Source organism: Paraburkholderia sp. MM6662-R1, assembly GCF_050436245.1.
Classification (GTDB): domain Bacteria; phylum Pseudomonadota; class Gammaproteobacteria; order Burkholderiales; family Burkholderiaceae; genus Paraburkholderia; species Paraburkholderia tuberum.
In genome coordinates, this window is the sequence record NZ_JBNDLV010000004.1 from 786658 (window position 1) to 803172 (window position 16515).

General features: G+C 63.1%; 13 protein-coding genes and 3 pseudogenes. 7 read left to right on the forward strand and 9 right to left on the reverse strand.

The features are described 5' to 3' along the window. Positions 1–60 precede the first annotated feature (60 nt). Positions 61–2025: an enterotoxin gene (locus OKW39_RS33460; protein WP_429564581.1), complete on the forward strand. Its 1965-nt coding sequence runs from the start codon at positions 61–63 to the stop codon at positions 2023–2025. 21 nt (positions 2026–2046) lie between these two features. Here the strand turns inward: OKW39_RS33460 and OKW39_RS33465 are convergent, their stop codons facing one another. Further along, entirely contained in the window at positions 2047–3918 is a 1872-nt protein-coding gene (locus tag OKW39_RS33465) for a beta-galactosidase (protein ID WP_429564582.1), read from the reverse strand. 300 nt (positions 3919–4218) lie between these two features. Here OKW39_RS33465 and OKW39_RS33470 point away from each other — a divergent pair, with 300 nt between their 5' ends. Continuing rightward, positions 4219–4710 (forward strand): aminoacyl-tRNA deacylase, encoded by a 492-nt coding sequence (locus OKW39_RS33470; RefSeq protein WP_090807449.1) that lies wholly within the window; start codon positions 4219–4221, stop codon positions 4708–4710. Positions 4711–4832: 122 nt separating this feature from the next. Here OKW39_RS33470 and OKW39_RS33475 read toward each other — a convergent pair. After that, a pseudogene (locus OKW39_RS33475) lies at positions 4833–5075 on the reverse strand (filamentous hemagglutinin); the annotation flags it as partial. 7 nt (positions 5076–5082) lie between these two features. Between OKW39_RS33475 and OKW39_RS33480 the strand changes: the two are divergent. Continuing rightward, positions 5083–5670, forward strand: a pseudogene (locus OKW39_RS33480) (GGDEF domain-containing protein); the annotation flags it as partial. Positions 5671–5816: 146 nt separating this feature from the next. After that, the gene (locus tag OKW39_RS33485) at positions 5817–6509 is read left to right on the forward strand and encodes a cytochrome b/b6 domain-containing protein (protein WP_090807451.1); all 693 of its coding nucleotides are present in this window, start codon (positions 5817–5819) and stop codon (positions 6507–6509) included. A 44-nt stretch (positions 6510–6553) separates the two neighbouring features. Here OKW39_RS33485 and OKW39_RS33490 read toward each other — a convergent pair whose 3' ends face one another. Further along, positions 6554–7015: a CHRD domain-containing protein gene (locus OKW39_RS33490; RefSeq protein WP_090807453.1), complete on the reverse strand. Its 462-nt coding sequence runs from the start codon at positions 7013–7015 to the stop codon at positions 6554–6556. A gap of 336 nt (positions 7016–7351) precedes the next feature. On the opposite strand from OKW39_RS33490, the gene OKW39_RS33495 reads away from it, so the two are divergent. Continuing rightward, positions 7352–7648, forward strand: a complete 297-nt coding sequence (locus OKW39_RS33495; RefSeq protein ID WP_429564583.1) for a hypothetical protein — start codon at positions 7352–7354, stop codon at positions 7646–7648. A 220-nt stretch (positions 7649–7868) separates the two neighbouring features. Here OKW39_RS33495 and ilvD read toward each other — a convergent pair whose 3' ends face one another. Then, positions 7869–9731 (reverse strand): dihydroxy-acid dehydratase, encoded by a 1863-nt coding sequence (gene ilvD, locus OKW39_RS33500; protein WP_429564584.1) that lies wholly within the window; start codon positions 9729–9731, stop codon positions 7869–7871. Positions 9732–10211: 480 nt separating this feature from the next. Between ilvD and OKW39_RS33505 the strand changes: the two genes are divergently transcribed. Then, positions 10212–11603 carry a short-chain fatty acid transporter gene (locus OKW39_RS33505; protein ID WP_429333398.1) on the forward strand — a complete coding sequence of 464 codons (1392 nt, stop codon included), beginning with the start codon at positions 10212–10214 and terminating at the stop codon, positions 11601–11603. A gap of 103 nt (positions 11604–11706) precedes the next feature. Here OKW39_RS33505 and OKW39_RS33510 read toward each other — a convergent pair. From OKW39_RS33510 to OKW39_RS33530, 5 genes and pseudogenes are all read right to left on the reverse strand, one after another. After that, positions 11707–11802, reverse strand: a pseudogene (locus tag OKW39_RS33510) (ABC transporter substrate-binding protein); the annotation flags it as partial. Between the two features lie 120 nt (positions 11803–11922). Next, complete coding sequence (locus OKW39_RS33515) at positions 11923–12354, reverse strand: NUDIX hydrolase (RefSeq protein ID WP_429564585.1); 432 nt, start codon at positions 12352–12354, stop codon at positions 11923–11925. 23 nt (positions 12355–12377) lie between these two features. Beyond that, positions 12378–13022 (reverse strand): LysE family translocator, encoded by a 645-nt coding sequence (locus tag OKW39_RS33520; protein ID WP_429564586.1) that lies wholly within the window; start codon positions 13020–13022, stop codon positions 12378–12380. 97 nt (positions 13023–13119) lie between these two features. Continuing rightward, positions 13120–14091: a substrate-binding domain-containing protein gene (locus OKW39_RS33525; protein ID WP_429564587.1), complete on the reverse strand. Its 972-nt coding sequence runs from the start codon at positions 14089–14091 to the stop codon at positions 13120–13122. Beyond that, positions 14088–15467 carry a leucine-rich repeat-containing protein kinase family protein gene (locus tag OKW39_RS33530; RefSeq protein ID WP_429564588.1) on the reverse strand — a complete coding sequence of 460 codons (1380 nt, stop codon included), beginning with the start codon at positions 15465–15467 and terminating at the stop codon, positions 14088–14090. Before OKW39_RS33530 ends, OKW39_RS33525 begins: the two co-directional genes overlap by 4 nt. 300 nt (positions 15468–15767) lie before the next feature. Between OKW39_RS33530 and OKW39_RS33535 the strand changes: the two genes are divergently transcribed. Continuing rightward, entirely contained in the window at positions 15768–16391 is a 624-nt protein-coding gene (locus tag OKW39_RS33535) for a methylated-DNA--[protein]-cysteine S-methyltransferase (RefSeq protein WP_429564589.1), read from the forward strand. Positions 16392–16515 lie beyond the last annotated feature (124 nt).

Consider the following 16515-nt stretch of genomic DNA (forward strand, 5'->3'; position numbering starts at 1 on the left):
CTGACGCCATTCGCGGGGGGCGGCGAAAATCTCTTCCTCTGGCCCGAGACAGGTTTCTCCATGCGCGCCAACCATGCTTCGCCTACGCAAACTGGCATGCCCGTGCTCCAGACGACGGGCCACATCTCCTCGTTCGGCAACGACGCGATTGCATTGCGCTGGACGAACGAGGACAAACGTCTCGCCGGTTTCTCACTGATCGACTGCGAGCGCAAACGCACGTTGCGCGTCGTCGCGCCGTTCACGCTCACGCTCGCTGACGGAACCACCATCGGCCTGGCCGAGCTGAGGGTCGTTGCGCCCGTGAGCGACGCTGCGCTCGAACCCAACCCGCATGCGTCCCGCTTGGGCGAACGAATCGCAGGGCGACGCGCGAGCGTCTCCCTGGTAGATACACATGGACACCTAAAGGTGCAATGGAGCGTGGAGCAGCGCGAAGGGTCACGATATCTGCGCGTCCAGCTGGCGATTACCGCGCTGCTTCAGGACGAAGCGATCGCTGCCGTCTCATTGCTGAAGACGCGCGCTCCAGGCGCCAGGGCCAGTAGTGAGCGCAAGGGCACGCCGGTCATTGCGGGCAATTTCTATCTGGGCTTCGAGCACCCGCTGGCGACAAGTCAGGTGAAGGGCGACAGCCTCAGCTTCATGCTGCATCGCGCGTTGCCGCTGGAGAAAAACAGGACGCTGGTCTACTCCGCTGTGGCAGGTGTAGCCAGCGACGGCCAGGTTCGGCGCGACTTCGGCATCTATCTGGAGCGGGAACGGGCTCGCCCGTATCGCCCGTTTCTGCACTACAACAGTTGGGGCGACATCGGCTACCTCACGCCGTACACGCAGGAGCAGGCGCTCGAGCGCATCGCAACAATCGGCCACGAGTTGCACACAGCGCGCGGGGTGCAGATCGATTCGCTTCTGTTCGACGATGGCTGGGACGACCTTGGCGGCGGCTGGCATTTCAGCAAGGCATTTCCACATGGCTTCGTTCCGCTGCGCGACGCCGCCGCGCGATTCGGCGCCGCTCCCGGCATATGGCTTTCCCCGTGGGGCGGCTACGGTGCGCCGAAACAGGAACGCGTGACGCGAGGACGTGCCGCTGGTTATGAGGTCATCGACAACGGTCTCGCATTATCGGGGCCGACGTATTACCGGCGCTTTCATGAAGTCGTGATGGACTTGCTCGACAAGGGCGGCGTCAACCATTTCAAGTTCGACGGCACAGGCAATGCCGACAGGGTGTTCCCCGGCAGCCTGTTCGACAGCGATTGGGACGCGGCGATTCAACTGATCGAGGACATCCGCGCGGCCAAGCCCGAAATTTTCATTAATCTCACCACAGGTACGCATCCGTCGCCGTTCTGGCTGCGCCACGTCGACTCCATCTGGCGCGGCGGCAGCGACGATGGCCTGGCGGGCAGCGGCACGAACCGCGAGCGCTGGATCACATACCGCGACACGCAGACGTATCACAACGTCGTGGAGCGCAGTCCGCTCTTTCCACTCAATTCGCTGATGCTGCACGGCATCCTCTACGCGCAGTGCAATCCACGCCTCAATGCGTCGGCGGGCGACGCATTCTCCAACGAAGTGTGGTCGTACTTCGGGACCGGCACGCAATTGCAGGAGCTCTACATTACGCCGGCGCTGCTGGGCGAGCACGACTGGGATGTGCTTGCGCGCGCCGCCCGATGGGCGCGAGAAAACGGCGACATACTTCGCGACAGTCATTGGATCGGCGGAGCGCCGGACGAACAGGCGGCCTACGGTTGGGCAGCGTGGGCGCCGCACAAGGCGATCGTGACGCTGCGCAATCCTCACAGTCGCACGCAACGCTTCACACTCGAGCTGCGGCGCCAACTGGAACTGCCGGATAACGCGGTGGCACGATTCGAATCGCGCAGCCTTGGACGTGCGGGGGATTCCGGTATTCCTGCTCAACTGGACGCTGATCTGTCGCAAGCAGTGCAACTGGCGCCGTTCGAAGTGCTTACGCTCGAACTGCTGCCGGTTGCCGCCGCGAAGCGGTGAAGGGGGGACGATACGTAGGCGCTAGCACGACCTGTCGGCCAGTTGAATCGGCTTTGCCTCGATCTGATGGAGGTCGAAGACCAGCACCTCGTTGTTACCTTGCACGAGCCACGGCGCGGGACAATACAGGCGCCTTTGCGGGCCGATGTTCCAGTAGCGTCCGAGATTGTGGCCATTGACCCAGACGATACCCTTGGTCCAGTTGCTCATGTCGAGCCAGGTGTCGCCGACTTCAGTCAGGAGCACGCTCGCCTTATAAAAGAGACCGGGTTTCCGTGGGTTCGTGCAGTCTTCGTTGAGGTTGGCGATAAACGTTTCATCCATCGGCAGCAGGTAGATGTCCCATTCCTCGAGCAACGCGAGCGAGCCGTCGACGTGTTTCATCGTGACCGGCTCGAGCAGACCTTTACGGTCAACGATCGCGGGTCCGAAGTTGACGCGCCCCATGGCCTCGACGAGTATCTCCAGCGCTACCTGGCCGTCCGGGTTCGACCCGTGGTTGTGCCGCGCCGAAGGCAGGGCAAGCGGCGCGCGATGCATCATGTGGAGCGACTGCGCGTACTCCTGCGGCAGTTGCGCTCTCGATACGCCGCCCGCGTACCGTTCACCAAGGAAAACCGTTGCGTAGTCGTGAACGGCGCTGATATCCAGCACACCGCGCGCGTGCTCCGGCAAAGACTTGCGATACAGCACGAAGCCAAACGCCTGACCGTAGCGTTCAAACGACTGCGGCTCGACGCCATGCTCGCGTGGCAGTGCCGCGGGCAGGTTGTCCCAGATCGAGGCGTAGAGCGTCGGCATCAAGGCCTCAGCGCCGGCGCAGTCAAGCGTGGCGATGACCTCGGGTATGGCTGGCAAGGGTTCGGGCAGATAGCTGGCGATCAGGTCTCGATACTTGATGTACTTCGGCGTCGCCATGCCTTGCTCGCTGATCGGCGCGCAGTAGTCGTAGCTCGTGATGTCGGGCTGATAGTTGCCTGAAGCGTCCACGTTCGCGCCGGCAAAAAAGCCAAAGCTCGTGCCGCCGTGAATGACATACAGGTTGAACGACAGTCGCGCCCGCATGAACGTGGCCAAGGTACTGGAGAGGTCGTAGTCCACGCCCGCGAACCCCGCTTCGCCCCAATGCGTGAGCCACCCTGGGTACACCTCGCCTGCCATCGCGGGCACCGAGGGGAATTCGCGGCGCACGGTTGCGATCTGCGCTGCGTCGCCGTTGCTCAGCGCGATCGCGCCGCCCGTTACCGTGGTGCGATTGCGTTCGAGTTGCGGGAGACCGTCTTCGGTGTAGAACGGCCCGGTTATGCCTCCTGCTAGCCAAAGCTGCCTGAGCTCTTCGAGGTAAGCCGGATTGCTCGCATACGAACCGAATTCGTTCTCGATCTGGATCATCAGGATCGGTCCGCCGTGCTCGCTCATCAATGGCTTGATACGCGGAACCAGTTCGTCGATATAGCGAGCCACCGCCGCCATGTAGCGAGGATCGGTGGCCGAGTCGGTCCGCAACTGGATGTCCGGATCGCGCAACAGCCAGGAAGGGAGGCCGCCCAGATCCCACTCCGCGCACACGTAAGGCCCGGGGCGCAACAGCACCCACATCTGCTCGGCTTGGCACAGGCGGATGAAGGCCTCGATATCGCGATTCCCGCTGCGGAAGTCGAACACGCCTCTATGCGTCTCGTGGTAATTCCACATGATGTACAACGCGATGCAGTTCATCCCCATCGCCCTTGCCATGCGGATCCGGTGTCGCCAGTACTCGCGCGGGATGCGGGCTGGATGCATCTCGCCGCTGCGAATCTGGAACGGCAGGCCGTCGAGCAGGAAATGTTCGCCGTCGGGGCTAAAGGAGAAGGTATGGCTGCGTTCGAGGTTCACGATGGGCGTTGTCAAGTTGACGAATGCAGGCTACCTGTAAATCGGCTGCACCTGCGAGAACGGTAGAACTCAGTTCCTTAACGATCAACAGCTTGCGAACTTTTTCGGTCCGCGGCGGCGCCATGCCTCGCACGGACCAAAGGTGCCGTTCGCCGGACCGGCCGACCAACGTCAGCTGAGGAACGGCGGATTCAACCGGTGGACGCGATCGCTCGATGGAATCGTTCAGTTGGCGTGCGTATTGCCGGTGCGTGAACTATTCTGAAAAGATCGCAATTGTTCATTCCTTTTCAGGTATTCGACAGGAGGTGTGCCATGTCGATGTCGCCAACCTTGCAGGACTGCCTGCGCAGCAAGGGTTCCCGCTACGAAGTCGTGCGTCACCCATACAGCCACTCGAGTATCGAAACGGCTGCTGCGGCGCACATTCCGGGCGACCGCCTCGCCAAGACCGTGCTCCTCGAAGACGAACACGGCTACGTGGCCGCCGTGCTGCCGTCAACTTACGCCGTGCAGCTCTCCGAACTCTGGAGCAAGACAGGGCGCCGGCTCGCCCTGGCCACGGAAGTCGAACTGCGCGAATTATTCAAGGACTGCGATGTGGGAGCGCTGCCGCCAATTTGTATGGCGTATGGCATGAAAACCTACCTGGAATCCAGCCTGGCAGGCCAGCCCGACGTCTACTTCGAGGCGGGCGATCACGAAGAACTGATTCATATGGAAGCGGATCAGTTCCTCATGCTGATGGACGATGCGGAGCGCGCCCATTTCGCCCGGCGGATGCGAGGGTTGAGCGGGCGGGCCTGACTCAACTGGCCAGCCCGTGCGCTGGCCGCGATAATTTGACCGCCTTTTGGTTCATTTGTCAGGGGGTAACTAATCAGCGGAAGCTAGAATTTTTTTCCAACTTCCGCTTGATTAGTCACGCGTCATTGCGCCAGCTGCCAGCGCAGCACCGGAAGCGTCGCGCCGGCAGGCATCGCCCACACCCCCGTCGGACTGAAGTCCTCACCCGCGAATGATGCCGGTGTGCTCATCTGCGCGGTGGTCAGCCCGTTCGCCGCGGGAATCGGCGTGCCGTACACGACGCCGGCTGTGGCGGTCGTGGTGTCGGTGTCCCAGTACACATCGTTCCCGATCGTGCCTGTATTGGCCCGCGCGATGCCGATCGGCTGATAGTTGCTCCGGCTGACCCGGGAAGAAATTCATGGTGAGCTTTTGCAGGAGTCCCGCACGGATTACCTGACTCGCCTCGGAAATCGAAAGCTGTTTTTCGAAGAGGGGGAGCGGATTATCAGCGACCGCGGCATAAATCGACTACCCGTCACACTTCTTGCGTTCGACCTCGATCACTTCAAGAGAATCAACGACCACTTTGGGCACAAGACCGGCGACGAGGTTTTGAGGTCATTCGCGGAAACCGTTCGAGCCGTGACGGGTACGGACGCGATTCTTGCACGCATCGGCGGCGAAGAATTTGCCGCCCTGCTGCCGGGCTACGACAGCGACCGCGCAAAAAAGCTAGGCGAGAACGTTCTCAGCCGGTTCGCCGCAATGTCCCATGGCGCCGACGGCGACCGGATTCGCGCCACCGTCAGCATTGGACTCGCCGAGTCAAGTCGCGAAACGGCTTCCCTCACCGACCTGCTCTCAGCCGCCGACCAGGCGTTGTATCAAGCCAAGTCGCTGGGCGGCAATCGGCTTGAACAGACGCCAACGACCGCGCTCGCCGCCGCCAGTTGCTCTTCGAGTGGCAATCGGATTTAAGCTCCCGCCGGATAGAGTGTGGGGAAGTTTCCGGTCCCGCTCGAAACACTGAATTCATTTGCCAGCACGGCTCCGTCGATTTTCCGCGTGGCCGAGGAGCCACGCGGATTTTCGTCCGAGCGCGATTGCGCACGCAGGTACGACACATGGATGCTCACGAACCCGACACGCGGCCGACCCAGCCCGTAACCCGCCCTGTCCTTGTCTGGGACGCGCCGGTGCGGTTGTTTCACTGGCTGGTGGTCGTGCTGGTCACGGCCGCGTATGTCACGTTGAAGCTGAACTGGATCGACTGGCACGTGCGCGTCGGCGAGACGCTGCTCGCCCTTGTTATTTTCCGGCTGCTGTGGGGCTGCTTTGGCAGTGAGACCGCCCGCTTTCGCAGTTTCGTGGCATCACCCGCGGCTGCGCTTCGTCATTTGCGCCGCCTGTTTCATCGCGAGCCCGATGTGCAGGTAGGCCACAATGCGGCCGGCGGCTGGATGGTTCTATTTCTGCTCGTCTTGCTGCTGACCGAGACGCTGAGCGGGCTCTACGTCAACAACGATATCGCCGACGAAGGGCCGTTTAGCGAACTGGTGCCCGTGTGGCTCGCCAACGCAATCTCGGCGTTGCACGGCCTTGTCTGGTACGTGCTGCTTGCCGCGGTGGTGCTGCACGTGCTCGTGATCGCCCTCTACGCGGTAGCGAAGGGACACAACCTGCTGCGCCCGATGCTGACCGGCTACAAACTGCTGCCCTCGTCCGTGGACGCCCCGCGGCAGGCGCCAGCGCTGCTGGCGCTGCTGCCATTCGGCGTCGGCGTTGCCGTGGTGATGCTGCTCGCGGCTTATCTGTGAGCCTGCCGCAAACCCGCTCTCCGGGCGCGGCTACCGTGCCTGGATCAACTGCCCTTCGGCGGCTTCACCTGGCCGCGAATCTCGCCATTCGGATTGTCCTTCGTGTGAACGTTGATGTACATGTCACCGGCTTCGAACATCTTGGCGTCGTCCGGAGATAGCGTGGCCTGACCGGTGATCGGGCTCGTCACCTCCATGTTGCCCTTCTGCGACAACCAGACTTTTATGCCTGCGTTTTTACCTGCCGGGGCCGGCCCGTGGAAATGCGCCATCGTGGCCGGACTCGTCAATCCGCTGAAGCTGATGTTCCAGGTGACGACCCGCGTGCTGGGGTCGTACGTGAGCTTGGCGGTGCCGCTGCCAGGCGTCTGCACCGGCGGAACCTGTTGGGCGCCCGTCAAAGGCACCTCGAACGAGACGGGCGCCGCTTGCGCCAAGGTCAGCGTACCCGCGAAGGCCAAACCACAGAACACCATGAAAGCGCGCCGCGTGATGGATCGTGACATCTGGTTTTCTCCTGTTGGGTTTGCCCTTGGTGAGCGGGCGATTATTGAAGACTGCAGAAGACCTCGTCGGCGTTGTTGGCAGCCAAACAAGTGAGTCAAGCATAGACGCAAGCAGGCCGTAACGCGAAGGTTGCATGAGGCCGAAATCCGGCTATGCGTGGCGACCGCCCCGTTACGTCGACGCCAGATCCGTCTGTCCAGCGATTCGAAAGGAAATCGTCGGGCGAAAATCGTTGCAATTTGATCCGGCGCGAAAAATTCTTCCGGTACGAGATGCGCTTTGTGCGAAGGCAGCGGATGTAACTGGCGCGACCTGGTTTTGCGCCAGGAGCCTTCATGGATCACACCCATTGTTGCGCTGCCATGTCCATCCCGAACGCCTTCATCGGCATCGCGATTCTGTCCTGCCTGATGAGCGTCGCCGTTCTCGGCTCGCTGTTTTGCGCTCAGGTTCCGGGGATACGCCATTGGTGTGTGGCAAGTGGCCTGCTGGCCGTCGCGGCCACGCTCCTTCTGTTCCGTCGGTCGGATATCGTCGTACTGGGCGCAAGCGCGTTGCTGCTACTGGCCTCGCTCCTCGCGATCCACGGCTTCCGGCGATTCTTTCATCGGCAAACGGCAGAAACTGCGTGATGCTGGCGGGGTCGTCGCAGCGTGCCGATGACATCGTTTCCAGTTTTTCGGCTTAGGAAAGGCTCCGCGCAGGGCTGCGCAGGAGACGCCTGAGCGATCGTCCATTCGCACTGCCACCGCAAAAAAACCGGCATGCAGTCGCCCGCATACCGGTCTCTATTGGGGCCCGGTCGCGTCACCGCGAAAAGGGCCGCCGCGCTGATCCGCGCCAGTCAGCGCTTTACTTGCGCTTCAATTGCGAAATATCGCGCACCGCGCCGCGATCGGCCGAGGTCGCGAGCGCCGCGTACGCCTGCAATGCCTGCGACACGACACGCTCGCGATCGGTCGGCTGCCATGCGTCGTCGCCGCGCGCTTCCATCGCCGCGCGACGGCGTGCGAGCTCTTCATTCGACACCGCGAGATGCATCTTGCGCTGCGGAATGTCGATCTCGATCACGTCGCCGTCTTCGACCAAACCGATCGTGCCGCCTTCCGCCGCTTCCGGCGACGCATGGCCGATCACGAGGCCCGACGAGCCGCCCGAGAAACGGCCATCGGTGAACAGCGCACAGCTCTTGCCGAGGCCCTTCGACTTCAGATACGAAGTCGGGTACAGCATTTCCTGCATGCCCGGACCGCCCTTCGGACCTTCATAGCGAATCACCACGACGTCGCCCGGCACGACCTTGTCACCGAGAATCGCGTCGACCGCGTCGTCCTGGCTTTCGAACACGCGCGCGCGACCCGAGAACAGCCACTGCGATTCGTCGACACCCGCGGTCTTCACGATACAGCCCTTCTCCGCGAGATTGCCGTACAGCACCGCGAGGCCGCCGTCCTTCGAGTACGCGTTTTCCTTGCTGCGGATACAGCCGCTCTTGCGGTCCGTGTCGAGCGTCGCGTAGGTCGCTTCCTGGCTGAAGGCGACCGTGGTCGGAATGCCGCCCGGCGCCGCGCGGAAGAATTTCTGCGCTTCCTCGCCCGCGTCGCCGGCGATGTCCCACTTCGCGATCGCGTTGCCGAGGGTGCCGCTATGCACGTTGCCGCACGACAGATCGAGCAGCTCCGCGCGCGCGAGTTCACCGAGAATACCGATGATGCCGCCCGCGCGATGCACGTCCTCGATGTGGTACTTGTCGGTCATGGGCGCGGCCTTGCACAGGCACGGCACCTTGCGCGAGATACGGTCGATGTCAGACATCGTGAAATCGACGCCCGCTTCCTGCGCGGCGGCCAGCAGGTGCAGCACGGTGTTGGTCGAGCCGCCCATCGCGACGTCGAGCGTCATCGCGTTTTCGAACGCCTGCTTGGTGGCGATGCTGCGGGGCAGGACCGAGGCGTCCTCTTCCTGATAGTAGCGGCGGCACAGATCGACGACCAGGCTGCCCGCCTGCTCGAACAGGCCCTTGCGCCATGCATGCGTCGCGACGATGGTGCCGTTGCCCGGCAACGCGAGGCCGATCGCCTCGGTCAGGCAGTTCATCGAGTTCGCGGTGAACATGCCCGAGCACGAACCGCAGGTCGGGCACGCGCTGCGCTCGACTTCGGCGACTTCGGCGTCGCTGATCTTCGGATCGGCGGCCTTGATCATCGCGTCGATCAGGTCGATCTTCGCGATCACCTGGCCGTCGGTCGGCGACTTGATCTTGCCCGCTTCCATCGGACCGCCCGACACGAACACGACCGGAATGTTCAGGCGCATCGCGGCCATCAGCATGCCCGGGGTGATCTTGTCGCAGTTCGAGATGCAGACCATCGCGTCCGCGCAGTGCGCGTTGACCATGTACTCGACCGAGTCCGCGATCAGTTCGCGCGACGGCAGCGAATACAGCATGCCGCCGTGGCCCATCGCGATGCCGTCGTCGACGGCGATCGTATTGAATTCCTTCGCCACGCCGCCGGCCGCTTCGATCTGCTTCGCGACCAGCGCGCCCAGGTCGCGCAGATGCACGTGGCCCGGCACGAACTGCGTGAACGAATTCACGACCGCGATGATCGGCTTGCCGAAATCGTCGTCCTTCATGCCGGTGGCGCGCCACAGCGCGCGGGCGCCGGCCATGTTGCGGCCATGAGTCGAAGTGCGTGAGCGATAGTTAGGCATCTGTATCCTCAGGTATTGCTGTTATCGGTTTTGATGAGCGCCCGCGCGGGCGTGGGGATCGCAGCGCGGACTTTGCGCTGGGAACGAATAGTGCAAGAACGCCAGTAAGACGTCCAATATATTTTTTCTGCGTAATTAGGTCGAGGAAAGTATTAAACGATGCCGCCACCGCTCAGCCGATTTCACCTTTTCTTGACATTGCCCGCGCTCACCGCGAATAATGCAGCGTTCGTTTAACGAAACCGTGTTCACCATAAGAACACCGAAACGGAAACAGAGGTCTTTTCGAGCGCAACACCGGGTTCGAGGCCAGGCGCGCCCAAGCCTGGGCCCACCCTCCTGGATTCGCGCCAATCTGTCCGCTGTGATCAAGATCAGGTAAGGCAAGTTTGCCGCCAATACGCGCCAGCACCCCGCGCCGGCGCGCCGTACCCGCCCCTCCGCCCAGCACAGGGCCGGGCACTACACAGAGTCACACACATGAAGCGAGACACTCCCTCCCACGCCGCCGGCCGACCGGCCGCTTCGCGCGGCATCGTCGAAGGGCTGGTTTATGTTTTCGAGCAGGTCATGCCCGACCCGTTCGTACTGTCGATCTGCCTGACGTTCTTCGTCGCCGTGCTGGCGATGCTGATCGCACCGAACGGCACATTGCCGACGCTGCTCGACTCCTGGTACACCGGCACGTTCGGCATTCTGGGCTTCGCGCTGCAGATGATCCTGATCCTCGCGACCGGCTACGCGATCGCGGAAGCGCCGATCGTGCAACGCGGTCTGCGCGCGCTCGCCTCGCATGCGAACTCGCCGACGCGTGCCGCGCTGCTCGTGTTTCCGGTCGTCGCGGTTGCCGCGTGGCTCAATTGGGGGCTCGGGCTCATCGTCGGCGCGTTGCTGTCGCGGGAAATCGCGCGGCGCGTCGACGTCGACTTCGCATGGCTCGTCGCGGGCAGCTATTCGGCCTGGTCGATCTGCAACAGCGGGCTGTCAAGTTCGATCGCGCTATCACAGGCATCCCACGGCAATGCGCTGAATCTCGTCGAGAAAGCGACCGGCCACGTGGTGCCGCTCAGCGAAACCATCTTCGCGCCGTTCGTGTTCATTCCGACCGTGCTGGTCGTCGTCGTGATGACCGCGATCTTCATCAAGATGCATCCGAAGGCGGAGAACGTCGTCGCGTTTCGTCAGAGCGGCGAAGCAGCCGCCGACGCGCCGAGCGACGACCCGCATGCCCGCGCGAGCAGCGAGACATCGCTCGCGGCGCGCCTCGAACAGTCGATGCTCGGCACACTGCTGATGCTCGCGCTCGGCATCGGCTATCTGGCGCTGACGTGGCACAAGGAAGGATTCGATCTCGACATCAACAACACGATCCTGATCTTCCTGATGATCGGTCTCGCGCTGCAACGCACGCCGATCGCGTACGCGAATTCGATTCGCCGCGCCGCGCGTCAGACCGGCTCGATGCTGCTGCAATATCCGATGTACGGCGGGATCATGGGCATCATGAAGGGCACGGGTCTCGCGTCGATGATCGCGAAAGCGTTCGTGACGATCGCGTCACCGGTCACGCTGCCGCTGTGGAGCTATCTGAGCTCGCTGATCATCACGCTGCTGGTGCCGAGCGCCGGTGGCCACTGGGCGGTGCAGGGTCCGTTCGTGCTGCCCGCGGCGCTCAGCCTGCATGCGTCGGTGCCGCGCACCGCAATGGGCGTCGCGATGGCCGAGAATGTATCGAACATGCTGCAGCCGTTCTGGGCCGTGCCGATCGTCGCGATCGCGGGTATCCGGATTCAGCGCGTCATGGGCTATACGGCGGTGACGTTCGCGGTGTCGCTGGTGATTTACGCGGTGGCGTTGTGGCTCGTGCCGTAACCACAATGACCTGAGTCCGAACGATCTCGCTACCGTCAAAACAAAGGGCCGATGAAGCAATGCTTGATCGGCCCTTTGTGCTTTCGCGGCGTACCGCTCGCGGTTACATCTTGACGACGTCCAGCAGCGTCTTTTTACCGTCCTTGTAGTCGTACAGCGAGATCACGCCGTGCTGAAGGTCGCCCTTCGCGTCGAACGTCGCGATTGGAGCCGCGTCAATTGGCGGTCGTTTCGTCGCTCGATTCAGCGGGATTTTGCGGGTTTGATTCGTTCAGGAAATCGTCAGCAAAAGTGACGAGATAAGCAGCAACTCTGCGAATCACGGCTTGAAATCGGCCAGCATCACACCGTCGCGGATATGCGCGAGAGCGGCCGCCACGTAGTCGACTACCGGTGCCGGTGGATGGTCCGGCTTCGCCCACACGAAGCCCGAGCACTTGTGCGGCTCCATGTTCGCCAGTTCGCCCTGCCATGAACGGCACACGAGAAAGAAGCTGATGCGGTTCGTGTCCGAGTCGCGCCGCATCACGAGTTTGAATTCGAGCGCGCCGGGCGCGACCGTGACACCGGCTTCTTCTTTCGATTCTCGAATCGCGCATGCCTCGATCGATTCGCCCGGTTCGAGATGGCCGGCAATCAACGCGTACTGGCCGTCCCTGAAACCGGTATTCGCGCGCTGGATGAAAAGGCACTCGCCCTGCCCATTCAGGAACAGCACGTTCACATCGACGATGCTTTGCATTCGGCTCATTTTCTTGCCGGCATCATGACGGACTAGCCGCGTTGCGCGGTCAGCAGCTTGATGCCGAGCGCGACGAAGACGAGCCCGCTGCCGCGTTTGATGGCCGCGACCCAACGGCTGGCTCCGGCGCGCGTATGGATACCGCGCACACCGAGCGAATAAATGGTGTGCACGAGCGCGACGGTGACCGCGATCGTCAGATACATCACGATGAACTGCTCCGACAGGCCGCGCTCGTGGTCGATGAATTGCGGCATGAACGCCGATAGAAAGATCATCGTCTTCGGATTGCTGCCCGACACGAGCAAGGCTTCACGGAATACCTTCTTGCGCTCGAACGTATAAGCGGACGATGCGACGCCCGCCGGCTGCGCGGCCCGCGATGCCTCTTTGTTGCCGCCGCGCAGTTGCCTGATGCCGAGATACACCAAATAACCCGCGCCGAGCACTTTCATCGCGACGAAGAGCGGCGGCAGCGTCGTCAATACCGCGCCGACACCTAGCGCCACGAGGGCGACGACGACTCCTTGCGCGAGCAGATTACCGGCGACGCTCGCCGCCGCGCCGCGGTTTCCATAGCGGACCGAATTGCGGATCACGAGCAGAACGTTCGGTCCCGGCGAAATAGTGGTGAGCAGATAGGCACCGGCGAAAAGCAACCAGGTATGGAAGGACATGGCAGGCCCAGCGGTTCGTTGTGGTTGAATACCAATACACCGGACATCATCATGCCACGGAAAAAATCGCTGCCGCGTCGCGCGCCGCCTCAACGCTTCAGCCCGTCACCAGTTGCAGCGGCGTCTCGATCACCTTCGACAACTCGCGCTGCTTGCGCCGCTCGGTCACCGCCTTCAACGCGAAGTCGATGCCGAACACGGTCTGGCGGCCGGCGAACTGGTTCATCGTCGCGAGCACGCGGCCGTCGGCGAGTAGCGGCTTGATCGCATCGATCGCGTCGTAGCCGGTGACATAGACGCCGCCGCCGCGACCCGCGTCGCGAATCGCGTCGACCGCGCCCATCGCCATGTTGTCGTTGCCGCATAACAGCGCGCGCAACTGCGGATGCTCGGCCAGCATTTTCGTGGCCACGTCGCGGGCCTTGCCGTACTCCCAGTCACCCGACTCGACCGCGACGACCTGCACGCTCGCGGCATCCATCGCATCGCGGCTGCCGGCCGTGCGCTGCTGCGCATTGCTGCTCACCGAAACGCCTTCGATGATGCCAACCTGATCGCCGGGCTTCAGCCGCGTGGCCAGATATTGGCCGACCTGCTTCGCGCCGTTGCGATTGTTCGGCCCGACGAACGGCACCGAGATGCCGGCGGCCGCTTGCGCCGCATCGTCGAGGGGGTTGTCGATCGTGATCGTGATGATGCCGGCCTTGATCGCGCGCGCGATCACCGGGATCAGCGCCTTCGAGTCGGTCGGCGCGATCACGATCGCGTTCACCTTCGCCCTGATCGCCTCGTCGACCATGCGGATCTGCGCAGCGGTGTCGGTCTGTTTGGCCGTGCCGCGAATCGTCAGGCTGAATTGCGACGAGAAGTGGTCCTGGTAATTGCGCGCAGCGTCGACCATCGCGACCGTGAACGGGTCGGACATCGATTTGAGTACGAGCGCGATCTTCGGCTTCGTGCCGGGCAGCACGTCGGCGCCGGCATCGTCCGCGAACAGCGCGATGCCAGTGAGACCGGTTGCGGCCAGCGCGCCCGCGAGCAGCACGCGGCGGCGCATGTTCTGCGTCATGGCTTGACTCCTTCGCGGAGGTGCCGGTTGCGGACGTGCCGGTTGCGGACGGGCCGATCGAACGACGCGACGCTGGCGGCAATTTCGTCGAAGAGCGGCCGGCTGTCGATATCTTCGCTCAGACAACGCGTCGTCAAGGCGGCGAGTTGCGCGTCGAGTCCAGCGGATACGTCGCAACGCTCGAGCAGTTCTTCGAGCAGACAGCCGTACGCCCTCACTTCGACCCGCTGCAACGCGATAGCGAGCTCGCGATCGCCGGCGTCAAAAAACGACGCCGCCCCGAAATCGCCGAGCAGCGCGCGCCCCGCGCCGCCGTGCAGGATATTGTGCGCGTACAGATCGCCATGCATCACGCCGCCCCGATGCAGATGACTCGCGACCTTCGCGATGCCGCTCGCGATACCGAGCACCGTCGCAAGGTCAAAGCGCGCGTCGTCGCGATAGATGTCGCGCGTACACGATGCGAGGCTCGGCGGGCCGGCGAGATTGGCGAAGCGCGTATCGATCAATCCCATCACGAGGCCATGCGTATCCGACGGATGCCCGATCACCTTGCCGAGCACGGGGATCAGGTTCGCATGTTCGCCGCCGCGAATGCAAGCAGCCATCTCGCAGTCGGGCAAACCGTCGCTCGTCACCGCGCCCTTGAACAGCTTGACGGCGACCGCACGCGGCGCGGGCTCGTTGTCCGCGTGCAGCGCCGCGCGATAGATGACGCCCGATGCGCCCTCGCCCAACGGCAGTTCGAGCTGCAACGCATCCCAACGAATGCCGCTGATCGGTGTGTCGATGAGCGCCGCCTGTTCGAGCGCCGCGTTGAACGGATTGCCCGCATACGCGAGCCACGCAAGCCGCGGCAGACCCAGCAACCAACGCGGCAATGCATCGAAACGATTCGCCGCGAGCCGCAGCAGTTCGAGCCGCGTGCATGCGGCCAACTCCTCGGGCAGCGCGCGCAGCCGGTTGCCGGCAAGCATCAGCTTCTGCAGTTGCGTGCAGCGGCCGAGCTCCGCGGGCAAGCGTTCGAGATCGTTGTCGGTCAGAATCAGCCAACGCAGCAGCGGCGGCAGCGCGCGCGCCGGCACCTCGCGGATGCGATTCGACTTGAAGCCGATCATGCTCAGTTGCGCGCATTCGCCGAGCACGCCGGGCAATTCGGTGAACGGGTTGTTGGACGCGAACAGGATGCGCAGTTTGCGCAGACGCGGCAGATCGTCCGGCAGCGTCGTCAATGCGTTGTTCGACAGGTCGAGCACTTCGAGCGTATCGGCGAGATCGAAAATCTCGCACGGAAATTCGCTCAGGCCGCACGCGAGTTTGAGTTCGCGCGCACCCGCCAGTCGCCCGGCCCGCAGTTGTTCTAGAGTCGTGGTCACAGTCGTGGGAAAGAAGATCGGGTAGCGCCCGCAGCGCGTCGTACCGAAGCTGTCGATTTTACTGAGTCGAAGGTCATCTGGGGTTCTCTGCGGTACAGTGATGCGAGCGTCGCGGGGGTCACGGCCGTCGCGGCCATGTCGAATGCGAATGAGACAGCAATATCTGGAGCGCGTTCGCGCCACGCAAGCGACACACTATCGGATAACGGCGCAGCCTTCATGCAGTTTTGCGCGTCCGGTCGTCGAAACGCCGCCGCCTCGCAAGTCCTTGCGCCGCCACCCTGTCAGGAGCCTGAGAAAGTGACGTATGCATACAAGTTGATCGATTCGCCGGTCGGTCAGTTGAAGCTGGTGGCGAAAGGCGAATGCCTCGCCGCGATTCTGTGGGAGCACGACAAGCCGAACCGCGTGCGACTCGGCGAAATGAGCGAAGCGAACGAACTCGCGGTGCTCGTCGAGACCGCGCGGCAATTGCACGAGTACTTCGCGGGCACGCGCCAGGCCTTCGATCTGCCGCTCGACTTTCACGGCACCGAGTTCCAGAAGCAGGTCTGGCGCGCGCTGCTGACCATTCCGTTCGGCCAGACGCGCAGCTACTCGGAGATCGCGCAGCAGATCGGCAACGTCAATGCGGTGCGCGCGGTGGGCGCGGCAAACGGCCGGAATCCGATCTCGATCGTCGCGCCGTGTCATCGCGTGATCGGCGCGTCGGGCGAGCTGACGGGATTCGCCGGCGGCCTCGCCAACAAGATGCTGCTGCTTTCGCTGGAGGCGGGGCAGACCTCGCTCGAAGCAGCGGCGGACCACGCGCAAAGGCGGGCGCCTGAGCGGGGAGCGGCGCAAGCGGTCAAGGACGATGCGCCCGCGAAACCGGCGCATCGTCAGCCGAGCCGGGGAACGCAGGGTTCGCTGTTCGGTAGCTAAAGCAGCGCACACACCCGGCACGATGCGCCACCCACCGGCTGTAATCGCCGATGCTTCGTCCGCGATCAGCACCATCGCCCGCGCATGCAACACCTATCCTTAAGATGCCCTTTGGGGTATCGAA